Annotated in this window: 11 protein-coding genes; 5 read left to right on the forward strand and 6 right to left on the reverse strand. The window is 71.1% G+C overall.

All coding sequences use genetic code 11. From position 1 onward, the window contains the following. The first annotated feature begins 76 nt into the window (after window positions 1-76). The 4 genes from ACFVST_RS18255 (at window position 77) to ACFVST_RS18270 (ending at window position 4594) form a co-directional block, all read left to right on the forward strand. Window positions 77-2419, forward strand: a complete 2343-nt coding sequence (locus tag ACFVST_RS18255) for a hypothetical protein (protein ID WP_390152546.1) — start codon at window positions 77-79, stop codon at window positions 2417-2419. A gap of 289 nt (window positions 2420-2708) precedes the next feature. Next, window positions 2709-3167: a hypothetical protein gene (locus ACFVST_RS18260; RefSeq protein ID WP_390152549.1), complete on the forward strand. Its 459-nt coding sequence runs from the start codon at window positions 2709-2711 to the stop codon at window positions 3165-3167. A 202-nt stretch (window positions 3168-3369) separates the two neighbouring features. Then, window positions 3370-3681: a hypothetical protein gene (locus ACFVST_RS18265; protein ID WP_390152552.1), complete on the forward strand. Its 312-nt coding sequence runs from the start codon at window positions 3370-3372 to the stop codon at window positions 3679-3681. Between the two features lie 670 nt (window positions 3682-4351). After that, on the forward strand, window positions 4352-4594 hold the full coding sequence (locus ACFVST_RS18270) for a GntR family transcriptional regulator (RefSeq protein WP_390152555.1): 243 nt from the start codon (window positions 4352-4354) through the stop codon (window positions 4592-4594). Between the two features lie 257 nt (window positions 4595-4851). Here ACFVST_RS18270 and ACFVST_RS18275 read toward each other — a convergent pair whose 3' ends face one another. From ACFVST_RS18275 to ACFVST_RS18295, 5 genes are all read right to left on the reverse strand, one after another. Continuing rightward, window positions 4852-5985 (reverse strand): hypothetical protein, encoded by a 1134-nt coding sequence (locus ACFVST_RS18275; protein ID WP_390152558.1) that lies wholly within the window; start codon window positions 5983-5985, stop codon window positions 4852-4854. 28 nt (window positions 5986-6013) lie between these two features. Next, a complete protein-coding gene (locus ACFVST_RS18280; protein WP_390152561.1) occupies window positions 6014-6910 on the reverse strand; it encodes a saccharopine dehydrogenase NADP-binding domain-containing protein in 897 nt (298 codons plus the stop codon). After that, complete coding sequence (locus tag ACFVST_RS18285) at window positions 6907-8121, reverse strand: phosphotransferase (RefSeq protein WP_390152563.1); 1215 nt, start codon at window positions 8119-8121, stop codon at window positions 6907-6909. The genes ACFVST_RS18280 and ACFVST_RS18285 overlap by 4 nt, the downstream gene beginning before the upstream one ends. A 117-nt stretch (window positions 8122-8238) precedes the next feature. Further along, window positions 8239-8469, reverse strand: a complete 231-nt coding sequence (locus ACFVST_RS18290; protein WP_390152566.1) for a hypothetical protein — start codon at window positions 8467-8469, stop codon at window positions 8239-8241. A gap of 134 nt (window positions 8470-8603) precedes the next feature. Further along, a complete protein-coding gene (locus ACFVST_RS18295) occupies window positions 8604-9359 on the reverse strand; it encodes an ATP-binding protein (protein WP_390152569.1) in 756 nt (251 codons plus the stop codon). A gap of 1054 nt (window positions 9360-10413) precedes the next feature. Here ACFVST_RS18295 and ACFVST_RS18300 point away from each other — a divergent pair. Beyond that, window positions 10414-11109 (forward strand): hypothetical protein, encoded by a 696-nt coding sequence (locus ACFVST_RS18300; RefSeq protein ID WP_390152572.1) that lies wholly within the window; start codon window positions 10414-10416, stop codon window positions 11107-11109. 84 nt (window positions 11110-11193) lie between these two features. On the opposite strand, the gene ACFVST_RS18305 is transcribed toward ACFVST_RS18300, so the two are convergent. Next, window positions 11194-12105 carry a recombinase family protein gene (locus ACFVST_RS18305; protein ID WP_390152575.1) on the reverse strand — a complete coding sequence of 304 codons (912 nt, stop codon included), beginning with the start codon at window positions 12103-12105 and terminating at the stop codon, window positions 11194-11196. Window positions 12106-12256: the final 151 nt, after the last annotated feature.

A 12256-nucleotide genomic window follows, 5' to 3' on the forward strand; every position in this document is an offset into this window, starting at 1 on the left:
CCCGCCCCACGCCCGCGGCCCTCGGCCGCGGGCGCCCTCGCCCCCTTGTCTGCCGCAACCTCTCTGGAGCACGACCATGACCGCCCGACACCGCGAGAGTGAGCTGCTGCCCGACGTCATCGTGTACGAGGGCGAGTTCGTCGACGACGAGCCCAGCCCCGGCACGGACGGCGAGCGGGCCGACGGTCCGGGGGCTGAGGGAGGCAGAACCCGGGCCTCCGGTCCGGGACGCCGCCGGGCCGTCCGCCGGATCGCTCATGCCGCTGCCACCGCCGCCCGCGTCGTCGCAGGCCACACCTTGCCCGGCGTCCGGCACCTGTGGGCCCTGACCGTCCACTGGGCCGCCGTGCGCTACATGAGCCGCGACGAGATCCGCCGCCGCATCGTCAAGAAGCACCTCGACCACTACACCGAACGCCGCGACGAGGCCCGCGACGCCCGCGACCAGACCTTGAAGCAGATGAACAAGCTGGTGAACAAGGCCGTCGACGACGGCCTGAGCAACCCGGAGAAGTCGCGGCTGCGGGACCTGGGGGCCGAGGCCGACCGCCGCCGCAACGGCCTTGTCGTCTTGCGCGCGATGCCGTTCCACCCGGACCAGCCCACCACCGAGCAGATCGACCGGTGGCGCGGTACCCAGGGCGCCGTGCGGTTCACATTCGTGGTGGTGCCCGCCCTCGGCGTGCTGGCCACCGTCACCGCCGTGGCGCCGGTCACCGCCCTGATCACCGGCCCGGCTCTGCTGGGCGCGGGATGGTGGCTCACCCGCCACCCCGTCCCGCTCACCGCCCGCACCATCCCCGCCGACCTGCAGATCCCGGAACTGGACGCGCCCGCCGACTACCGCGCCGAAGGCCCGGCCCCCGCGCCGGCCGACCAGGAGCCGACGATGGCGGACGAGGAAGAGAGGGCCGACGACGGCCCGGACGACGACGAAGCCCCGGTGCGGTCACTGCGCGAGGCCCTCACCGAGCGGCAGGCCGCCGCCGTCCTCGCCCAGGCCATCCGTGACGAAGGCGGGGACCTGGCCGAGGTCGTCAAGACCGCCGAGGAGCCGTGGGGCTGGTCGTTCTACATCCAGTTCGACACCGGCAGCCCGGACGAGCTCAACCGCGACGACACCTACAAGGGGCTCATCACCCGGCTGCGGCTGCGGCGCAACGGCCTGCTGGTCGAAGGCGACCCGGAAGCCGGGGACAGCGCGTTCGTCCGCGCGATCCTGCGCAACCCGTTCTCGCCGGAAGTGGTCGGCCCCCTGCCGTACCGGCCGCCGCTGTCGAAGTCCGTGGTGGACACCGCCGACCTCGGGGTGGCCATGGACGGCACCCCGCTCGTCTTCAGCCTCGCCGGGCTGATGCTGCTGATGGTCGCCGACTCCGGCGGCGGCAAGTCCGGCGTGATGCTGGCCATGGCCGAAGTCGTCACCGCCTGCCGTGACGCCGTCGCCTTCAACCTCGACCCGGCCGGGACCGGCGTCGGCTCCTTGGGGCCGGCCATCACCCTCAGTGCCTGCATGGACGACAAGCAGATCAACGCCGTCCTGCAGTTCCTCCTGAAGTGGTGCTCGGCCCGCGCCCGCCAGCGCGCCCGCTACGGCTGGGGCAACAAGTGGCGCGTCTCGCCGGAGCATCCGGCGATCTGCGTGTTCGTCGACGAGTGGCCCCAGCTCAGCGACGAGAACAAGGCCCTGCTCATCCGCGCGCTGCTGCTCGGCCGCAAGGAGGCCATCTGGTTCTACGCCGGAAGCCAGTTCGGCACCAAGGACTACCTCAGCCAGGCCATCGGGCCCAAGCTGTCCGCCAAACTGCTCGGCGCCTGCCGCCGGGTGGACGTGACCGAGCTGCTGGGCGGCGGCGCCGTTGCCGAGGGCTACCGCGCCGACCTCATCCAGGCCGCCACCCACACCGAGGTCAACGACGCCGGACAGATCTACGCCCAGGGCCTGCCGGGCATGCCCAACCGGCCCATCCGCTACCAGGTCCGCGAGGTCACCGACGCGTACGCGAACAAGGTCGGCGCCGAACGCGCCGCCGCCGGGCTGCCCGACCTCACGCACACCCTCAGCGAGGCGGGACTGACCAGCCAGTACCTGGACCTGGTGGAGCTGTGCGCCACCGACGCCGGCCCCAAGCCTGTGCCCGGCATTTTGCTCACCATCCGGGAAGCCTTCCGCGCCGAAAGCAACCCCGAGGCCCTGACGGTGGCCCAGCTCGCCGACCACCTGAAGGCCGACGACCATGCCCGGTGGGGGAAGTGGGACGAGCGCGACGACCGGCTGGCCATGATCGGCCGCAACCTGCGCAAGGCCCTCACGGACGCCGGTGTCTCCCTGTCCTCCACCCGGCTGCGCAACCTGCCCGGCGAGCCGACCGGCTACCGCCTGACCGACGTGGACCGGGCCCTGGACGCCTTCTCCTGACCTGCCCGGCAGCCTGCCGGACCGGCACGTCCCCGGCAGGCCGTCGGCAGGCCACCGTACAGGTTCTGACCTGCAGCGACAGGCCGCGCAGGTTGATCTTTCCCACCCCCGTCTCCCGGCCGATTCCGCCGCCCCATGCCTTCCCTGATGCCGCGACCGGCCGGTCAGCCCGCACCCATCCCGCACCCGACGAAAGAACCCCGTATGAACCACACCACGGACCACGGCCCGGACATCGCATACGACGCCTGGCGGACCTCCGCCCCCACTCAGTGAAGGGACAGCCTTCGTGTCCGCCTACGAACTGGCCGAAGCACCGCTCCTGCCCACCACCGACCGGGGAACGGCCGCCTGCCTGGATGCCCCGGGCCCGTTCGACGCTCTGGTGATGGCCAAGGGCACTCCGTCCGGCAAGCTCCTGGCCGCCGCATCGGGCATCTGCAACAACTGCCCGGTCAACACCTCCTGCTCGGCGCGGGTCCACACCAACGGGGCCCCGGTCACCGCTACCCCAGAAACCCAGACCGCTGTCACCGCCGCGCTGGCCGCCGCCCCGCCCGACGGCATGACCCCCGCCCAGATCCGCGAGGTGACGGGGCTGGGACAGACCGCCGCTTACAAAGCCCTCAAAGCCCTGCTCGGCCAGGGGCTCGCACGCAAGGCCCGCCACGGCCGCTACTTACCCGCAACCCCCGCCGCACCGGGCAACAGCGCCGTCGGCGCCGAACGCCGCACAGACACAGGCTGACGCGCTCGTCCCCACCCGGACAGGCCCGTGTACAACCCCCGCAGACTGACGGGCCGTTGGTGGCCCTGAGGCAGTCCGCAGGGCGAGGCCGCGCCGCACCAGGTGCGGCCCCGCCCTGTTGCCGGGCGGTCGGAATTTCACCCGTGACGGGGCCTGGTGGGGCACCCTTAGTGGTCCGACGATCACGAACGAGGGGGAGCCGGTGGGCACGTACGACCCGACGCACCTGCTGAAGGATGCCGCTAAGTCCATAAGGGAGGCGGCGGAGGACCTGGCCGAGGGGAAGGCGGAGTGGGACCGGCCTCGCGATGTGACGAAGTCCCTCGCCTGGCTTCAGGAGCTGGTCGACGACGCCTCGAAGGTCCTCATCCAGGGGGCCGGAGTGCTGCCGCGCATGACCAACGACCCGGACGCACCCAAGGCCGGGCAGCGTATCGCGGAGGCCGCTGCCACAGCGACCCAGCTCAGTAACCAGCTTCGTAAAGCCCACGACGCGGCGGAGGATGTCCGCTGACATTGTCAGCGTCCCCGGCGTCCCCGGTCGAATGCCACTCGCCCGGCCATCCTGGCGGCGGCGTGGGCCCGTCGACGGTACTCGTCGGGGATCACCTTCACCTCATCGAGCGCGGCCTGGATCGACGCCGCTGACGGGACCAGCCGGCCATCGGTTGCGCGGTTAGCGTTCCATGGAGTGACACTCGCATCCGCAGCGCTGCCGTACCGCGATCGTCCCGCCGGCTTCGATGTCCTGGTTACCGTCGCACAGCTCGTGCTCTTCGACTTGGCATTCCGGCGCCACCCGGGCCCGCTCGGGTGCGGTCATGATGCCTCGGGCGCCATGGGCGTGAAGCCGTGCACCCGACAACAGTCGCCGCAGGCGTAGAGGCGGCGCGCTGGCCGGAAGGCTGTACGCGCCTCGATACGAATGAGGGCGACGCTCTCAGCGGCCTGATCGCACCAGGCGCATAAGCGGATGGTCGATGCGGGCCTGTCGGAGACCGTGGTGTCGTCGGTTTGGTGCGGCATGGCGGTGCTCCTCTTCGAGCGTCGTCCACTTACCCCGCGCCGTGCCGTTGGCCGCGGGGGTTTCTGCTGCTCAAACGGTACCGCTATATACCGCCACAGGTAGCCCCATGGCACTACCTGTGGATGCCGACGGCGCGGTGTCGCCATACGTTCCAGGTATGAGCCATGAGCCCATCGAGTACGTGTACGTGCGGGTCGCCGACCAGGTGGAGCAGGAGATCCGTGACGGCCGGATCCCGTATGGCGCCAGGCTGCCGAACGAGCGGGACATGGGCGCGCAGTACGGCGTGGCACCGGGCACTGCTCGGCGTGCTGTGCAGGAGTTGCGGGACCGTGGGCTGGTGAAGACGCTCCCGAACAAGGGCACGTTCGTCATCGCCGAGCCGCCGGATAAACCCTGAGTGATTCGGCCCGGCACCTCGATCGGATCGCCGTCGATGTGATGTCAGGACGCGGTGTCCGCGTTTTGCCGCACAGCCTGGAGGGTGAGCGTCGGTGAGGTGTCGTACCCCGTGTCGATAGTGAAATGCCCGCGATCGGGCGACTGCTATACGTTCGTCAGGTCGTCCTTTCTCTGATCCTGGTTTATTGTGGGGCGGCCCCCTGGGGGGACACCCGCTGGGGCCCGCCGTGTGCTGTCAGCGTGAGGTGCCCCGGGTTACAGGGCGCCGGCGAGTTTGGCGAGGAAGTCGGCGTTGGCGGCGGTGTCGTGGCCGAGGACGACCTGGTGGTGCGGGAGGTGGGCGAGGCGTTCGGCGACAGTGGCACGGGCCAGCTCGTTGCCGCCGCCGTCGATGCCCTGGGCCAGGCCGAAGATGTCCGGGTAGCGGTCTTCGGTGGCCCCGCTCATGAAGTCGTCCTCGCCCAGGGCCCGGTCGCCGTCGGTCAGGGCCGGGACGGCGGCAGGGTCGATGCGCGGGAACAGCAGACCGGCGGCCCGGCCGCCGGTCGTCAGCTGCATGCCGAACCAGGTGGCGAACTGGTCGGGGAAGACCTGGACCTTCTTCTCCCGTTTGCCGCCGGGCTCCCACAGCGGTTCGCGGCGCCCGGCCAGGAGGGAGTCGGTGACGTCCTGGTGCTGGGTGGGATGGAGCTGTTCGCCGGACTTGAGCCGGTCGCGGACGACGTCGTACAGGCCGAGGGCGTCCAGCAGGCCCAGGCCGATGGCGGCTGCCGAGGGCCACGGCAGCACCTGCAGCTCGTCGCCGTTGGGGCGGACGAAGACGCGGTCGTTGGCCAGCAGTTCGAAGCCCTTGGAGGCCAGCAGCAGTGCGGTGGTGGTCTTCCCGGCCCCCTTGGAGCCGAACGTCAGCAGGGCTTTGCCGTCGCGGACGACGGCGGAGGAGTGCAGCAGTGTCCACCCCTCGCGCAGCAGCGTCGCGCGGATCAGCTCGCGGGCGATGCGGGCGGCGGCCAGGGCCACGGGCTCGGCGGCGCGTCCGGCGATGGTCAGGCGTCCGGTCTCCGGCTCGGAGCGGTAGGCCAGGCCCTCGTCGGGTGAGACTGCGGTGATGGTGCCGGCGCCGTCGCGGGCGAGGAGCGTCTTGGCCTTGGCGTAGGTGACCTCCTGGTGGGGGCGGTCGTCCACCAGCTCGGCCAGGTCGACGTAGGCGGAGCTGTCGACGTCGGCGATGACCAGCGGGCCGGTGCAGATGCTCTCGGCAGGCACCTCGAACGCGTTCCACCACGAGCCGAAGTAGCGGCGGGACCAGTCGGTGACGGACGCGGTGTTGCTCAGGACGGTCACACTCGCGTCAGCGGCGTGCAGCCGGGTGGCGGTTGGGGTACTCACAAGGACTTCTCCTGGTTGAGAGGGCGGGTCAGGACAGCCGTAACGCCTGGTAGGCGGTACGGAGCTTGGTGCCGGCAGCGTTGAGCTGGCGGTCCTCGCCGGAATCGAGAGCAGGCAGGCACGCTATGGGGTCACCGGCGGTGAACCGCAACGGAATTCCCAGCCAGTCGCCGCGGTGAGGGGCGGTCAGCTCTTCGATGCCGTCGGTGAGGCCGAGGGCTTTGCGCAGGGTGGACAGCACCGCTCCGGCGGGTCCGGAGCGGGTCCGGCCGACGCCTGCGCTGATCCGGCCGGGCCGGGTACGCAGTTCTTCACGTACCTCCGCGAGGGGGACGTCGGCGGGCCGGCCGTTGACGGTGGTCGATGACGCGCACACCACGGCGTTCTCGCCGTGCTCGCCGATCACGTGTCCGTCGACGGTTTCGGCGGGGACCTTCAGGAGCCGGGCCAGGGTCAGCCGGTAGCGGGCGGAGTCGAGGTTGGAGCCGATACCGAACACGCGAGGGCACTGGGATGTCTCGGCGAACAGCCGCGTCATCAGGTCGACGGGGTTGGTCACCACCAGCACCGTTCCTTCGTAGCCGCGAAGTGCCTGGCCCAGGGACCGGATGGCCGGAGCGTTGGCCGCGGCGCCGCCCATCCGAACATCGGTGGTGCGGGTGTTGGTGAAGGCGGTGCGGACGGCGATGACGATCGCGTGGCAGCTCACCAGGTCCGCCGCCTCGTGTGCCGTGGGGTGGGTCGGCGAGCTGGTGGCCTGGCGCATGTCGTCCAGGTCGGCGGCCATGGCACTGGCTTGGTCGAGGGTGCGGGAGGCGACCAGCAGGCGGCGGGAGAATCCGGAGGTCACCAGAGCGGCGGCTACGGCCTGCCCGACGGCCCCTGCCCCGACGACGCCTACCGATCCCACCCGGTCCGTGGTCATGACGCCACCGCTTGGGCCTCGGACAGTGCCTGTTCCCACGTCTCGCGTGCGTCGGTGCCGGCGGTCAGCCGGGAGCTGATCCGGTCGGCCATCGCGCACAGGTCCGTGGCCCGCTCAATGAGCGCGGTTCCCTGGTCGGGCAGCGGCAGGGCGGCCGGGGCCGACAGGTAGGTGGTCAGGATGTTGACGGTGTCCATCAGCCACAGCGCCAGCAGTTCCCGCAGCCAGCCCCGGCGGGACTTGGTGGACAGCCCGCACATCCTGCTCTCGGCGAAGCCGTGGATGCCGTTGGCCGTCTGCTGGGCGACCTCCGGGCCGGGCCGGGCGGCGGCCAGCAGCAGCACGGTGCGGCTGATCAGCTTCGCCGCGTCCACGGCGGTTCCGGCGAGCAACAGGCCGGGGTCGATGAACACCGGCCGTCCGGCCGTGCCGTCGGGGAAGGCCACGTGCTCGGGCTTGAGGTCCCCGTACGCCAGCACCTGGCGGGCCTGGGGCAGCACCGTGGCCCGCAGCCGGTGCAGCCGGGCCACCACCTGCCGCAGCACCTCGGCGACCTCCTGGCGCTGGCCGAGCCCACACTGCTCGGCGCCGAGCCGGTCCAGGTAGGTCCTGCCGCTGATGCCGTTGAACTTGCGCTGGAAAGTGCCCGCGATGCTGCGTTCGCCGATCACTCCGGACGGGCCCAGGCGCCGGGCGGTGGGCGGATGGTGCAGCTGGCGGAGCTCGTCGAACGTGCTGGCCAGCAGATCGGCCGCCTCCTGCGGCCGGGACAGCAGCAGGCCGGCCAGGGTCGGGCCGGTCACCGGCTCCGTGAACAGCACCCCGCGACTGACCCCGGCGACCGCGCACACCCGCGGCTGGCCGACCTCGGCCAGCAGCCTCAGTTGCGCGGCCTCCCGCTCCATCAGCGAACCGGGCTGGGACGCGTACGCCTGCTGGGCTGTGCGGACTTCCTCCCAGTTGCCGCACGCTCCCCGCAGCAGCGAGACCAGCGACACCCCCAGGAAGGAGTGCTTGGCATACAGGGGGCGGTCATCCACGCGGACGCGCCTCACGTAGCCGGTGACGCTCGGTACGTGCTCGTCGATGGCCACCACGGCGTGCGGCCACAGCTCGGCGGCTGCGTGCCGGATCTCCTGTTGTGCGAAGCCGAAGACCTCACCGATGTCCGGGACGGCACCGGATGCTGTGCTCACTGCGACAGTGCTCACGAACCCCTCCTTGGTCGGCTTGCTCTGGACGTGCACGGCCACGTGGGCCGCCGATCTGGAAGCCGCCCCGGCGGGAGGGAACGGATGGAACACGTCACCGCCCGCCGGGGCGGCCGTTCATGGGCCTTCGGCGGCGACAGTCACCTCGGGCCAGTACTCGACCCGGGCCCGGAACGCGTAGCGCACTCCGTCGCTCACCAGGTCCAGGTCGTATTCGGCACCGGCTTTCAGGACGTCGCACGCGTGGTCCTGCTCGGCGTGATCGGCCACCCACCCCTCAGCCAGCGCGGGGGCGGGAGCGTCCAGCTGCCCGGCTACCTCGCGCACGCGGCGGCGTATCCACTCCACGGCCCCCTCCGCCGTGGCGGCGGTATGCCCGCCCAACCCGGACGCGCGGCCGTCCCCCCAGTGGGCGGTGCACCGCACCCCATAGCCGGTCGGCAGCAACCTCTCGCGGCGGACCGGACACTGGAGGGCCGCCCTCACGTCGTCCCTCCAGATCCGGGCCGGGACGGGGTGAAGGGCGGGAACATCTCGGCGCACGGCGGCAGCTGCCCGGCCGAGCGGCCCGCCAGCGGCAAAAACCGCACCGGACGGGCCGACCACATCGCCGTGGTGTCGGCGTACTCGATCTGGCACTCGTAACCGCGGCCGCCGGCGAGCGCGCCGGTAGCGTCCCGCTCGATGACCGCCAGCCAGTCATCCAGATCGCTCGGCCTCAGCGGCCCGAGAGCGGAGAGGTAGGCGTACGCGGAGACCCGGATCCACCCCTCGGCGGACTGGACGCTGCCAGCGTCGAAAGACCCCACCAGCCAGGACCCGCCGCCGTCGGCGGCGTGGAGTTCGCACCAGATACCCGGCCGTACGCGCACCGGCACGGACAGCCTCACCCATACGACCTTTCCGCCGCCCGTCTTCGGCCGGTATCCCCATGTCTCGGCGAGCGCGTCGACGAGGAACACTCCGCGGCCGTTCTCGTCGACGGCGGTTGCCTGGCGCACGGTGGGCCCTTGGTCGTCGGCGTCGGTGACCTCCAGCAACACGAAGCTGCCCTGCACCTTCAGCAGGACACCGACTCCGCCCGATGCCGCGTACCGGACGGCGTTGCCCACCAGTTCGCTGGCCATCAACGCCATGTCATCGGCGAGTTCGTCCAGGCCCCACGCCCGCAAGGCACCACATACGTCGTGCCGGACGCGGGCCACCAGGGCCGGGTCGGCGGCGATATCTATGGCCATCACCCGAACGGGTGGCACCGGCCTGGACGGCGGCGCGTCCCCCTGCACCGTCCGGGCGGCCACCGGAGCGGCCGGGCTTGCCGGAACGAGGAAGAGGGGACGGCCACGGTTCATGACAACGGATCAACTCCCATGTGGTGCGAGGGAGCCGCCCCCCTGGCTGCTACGGACCGCCAGGACCGGCTGCCAGGGGGACGACAACAAGGGCCGGCGCGGCCCGCCAGGAGTCACGGGGGAACGACATCCGTGGACCGCGCCGGTTGAGTCCATGCGGGAAAGGGAAGACCCCCCGGGGGGATCGGCCCAGTCCCGCAGGACGCCTGTTGAGTGAACCGAGCGGCGGGGCCCGCAGTAACCCCACGATGGGACCCCCACCGTGGGTAGCGTTTGAGCCAACTGGCCGTCACAACCCGAGAGTCGGGGGACACTGTGGTCTATCCGTCGTCACCGGCAGAACTGCCACGCCACCTGCTGGACGACCCGTTGCTCCGGCGGGCGCTGAGCTCGCGCGACTTCTCGGTGGTCTTCACCCTGGCGAATGAATCCAAGATCAGCTTCAACCGCATCGCCGAGGCATGCGGGATGAAACCCGAAAGGGTCAGCAAGGTCGCCCGCGCTGACGCCACCGTGTCCGCGTTCGAGACCATCGAGCGAATCGCCGACGGTCTTCGGATTCCCGGTGTCCTTCTGGGCCTTGCTGCGCGACCCTGGGAAGACACCGCCAGGACCACCAGCACGGAGCCCGATGATGGAGACGACCCCATGAAGCGCCGCCAGCTGCTGCGCGGCGCTCTTGCCGCCGGTCTCACCGGCCCGGCGATCGCCGCCCTGTCCAACGCCCGCCAGACCTTCGACCAGGCCCTCACCGCTTACACCCCGGCCGACCTATCCGATCTGGAAGCCGCCGCCGAAAGCTACAGCTACGGCTACCAGGGTCAGGCGCCCACGCGTGTCCTGGCCGACTTAGTCGCCGATTTCGCCGAGTTCCGCCCGCTGCTGGAACTGCCCCAGCCGGTGAACACCCGCGCCCGGCTGTGCCGGACAGATGGCCGGCATGGCCGCCGTCGTACTGCACGACCTCGGCGGCCGGAAAGACGCCCGCGCCTGGTTCGCAACCGCCGCCCGCGCGGCTGCCGAGTCCGGCGACCGCCAACTGCACGCCTGGGTCCTGGCCCGCGAAGCGATGGTGCCGCTGAACTACGGCGCCCCCAAGGCCGCGGCCGACCTCGCCGAACGCGCCCGCCAGGCCGCCGGAACCGCGCCCACCGCCGCAGCAACCCTCGCGGCCGCCGTCGCCGCCCGCGCCTACGCCCTCACCGGCCAGGCCGACCAGGCACGCGGTGCTCTGGCCGACGCCGACCGGCTCAGCGACCGTCTCGCAGGCGACCAGCGCGAGGACACCTGGCTGGGGCACTGCGAGCGCAAGCACCATGTCCACCTCTCCCACGCACTCACCGCACTCGGTGAGACCCGGCGAGCCCGGGAGAGCCAAGACCGAGCGCTGGCGCTGTCCAGCTCAACCAGCAGCATGGCCTGCACCCTCCTCAAGATCGACGCCGCCGCCTGCGCCCACCGCGATGGCGACACCGAGCAGGCATGCCGCCGGGCCACCGCCGCCCTCGCGGCACTCCCGCCCGCCTACCGCACCGACCTCACCCACACCCGGGCCATGGACCTGTACCGGTCCATCCCAGCCCAGCACTACGGTGAACCCGCCGTGCGGCAGCTACAGGAAGTCCTCGCGGCCTGACCGGTCAGGGATCCGCCGCCCTCGGCGGAAACACCGAGGGCCGCACCGTCAACGGCAGTCCTGCCACGCCAGACGACTCCTCGGCTATCCCGGGACGGTCGCAGACTTCGCCTCGTCATGGACCTTCAGCGCCTCATACAGTGCCGTACGGCTGACCGGCGTGCCCTCGTTCTTGCCGCTCGTCTGGGTCAGCGTCCGTGCGATCTCCGTGACGCTCTCGCCTCGCACATCCCGACGGTGCAGCGCGACGGCAAGCATGTCCTCGGTGACCACGGACGGCCGCCCCCCGTACTTCCCTTTCCGCACCGCCGTGTCCAGCCCCTCCAGGGTCTTCTCCCGAATGCCCTCGCGTACCGACTCGGCCATGCCCGCGAACAGCAGGAACAGCATCTTGCCGGGCCCGCTCGGGTCGTAGACGCCCCTCAGCGGGCCGTCGAGGAACTCCAACAGCAGTCCACTGTGCTCAATCCGGTCCGCCGCAGCGATCAGCTCGGCGGCGTCACGGCCGAGCCGGTCCAGCTCGGTCACCGCGAAGATGACCGGCTGACCGGTGGTCTGATACAGGTCAGCCGCGTAGGCCATCGCGGCCTCCTGCTGCGGCAGACTCCTCTGCCGGGTGCTGACCTTCTCCGAGAACACCTTGTTGCACACAGGGCCAAGCGCGTCCAGCTGCGAGCCGAGCTCCTGGCCCCGAGTGCTGCACCTCGCGTACCCGATACGCAGAACGTCAGTGCCCTCCCGGGCCGCGGGAGGCGCCGGCACATCGATCTCCGGGCCGGGCACCCACCGCTTGCCGGGACGGCGGTCCTTCGGCGTCTTCACCCCCAGCCCCTTGCGGAGCGACGGCACAAGCATGTGCCGGGCCGTGTGGTACGTCGGGGCGACCGTGTCGTTGTTCGTGCGGCAGGCCGACCCGGCCGGGACACCGCACCGCGGACACGGGTGCCGCTCCACCGCCTCGGCGTCCTCGATGGTGGCCGCAGTGCTGTTCGTCATCCCCCGATCTTCCGCCAAAGGCGTCCGGGAACTGCGGAAAGTCGGCACCCTTTCCGGACGGGTTTCCGGATGGATGAGTCAGGGCGAATCGGGCACCTGCCGCCCCTTGTCCGGGAAGTCCGGCAATCGATCGATTGCCGGACGATCCGCC

The sequence above is a fragment of the Streptomyces sp. NPDC058045 genome, from assembly GCF_042885635.1.
Taxonomy (GTDB): Bacteria; Actinomycetota; Actinomycetes; order Streptomycetales; family Streptomycetaceae; genus Streptomyces.

Bases quoted from the DNA above. Each gene is read 5' to 3' on its own strand.
- ACFVST_RS18255 (WP_390152546.1), top strand. From the start codon at position 77: ATGACCGCCCGACACCGCGAGAGTGAGCTGCTGCCCGACGTCATCGTG.
- ACFVST_RS18270 (WP_390152555.1), top strand. From the start codon at position 4,352: ATGAGCCATGAGCCCATCGAGTACGTGTACGTGCGGGTCGCCGACCAG.
- ACFVST_RS18280 (WP_390152561.1), bottom strand. From the start codon at position 6,910: ATGACCACGGACCGGGTGGGATCGGTAGGCGTCGTCGGGGCAGGGGCC.
- ACFVST_RS18295 (WP_390152569.1), bottom strand. From the start codon at position 9,359: ATGGCCATAGATATCGCCGCCGACCCGGCCCTGGTGGCCCGCGTCCGG.
- ACFVST_RS18300 (WP_390152572.1), top strand. From the start codon at position 10,414: ATGGCCGCCGTCGTACTGCACGACCTCGGCGGCCGGAAAGACGCCCGC.
- ACFVST_RS18305 (WP_390152575.1), bottom strand. From the start codon at position 12,105: ATGACGAACAGCACTGCGGCCACCATCGAGGACGCCGAGGCGGTGGAG.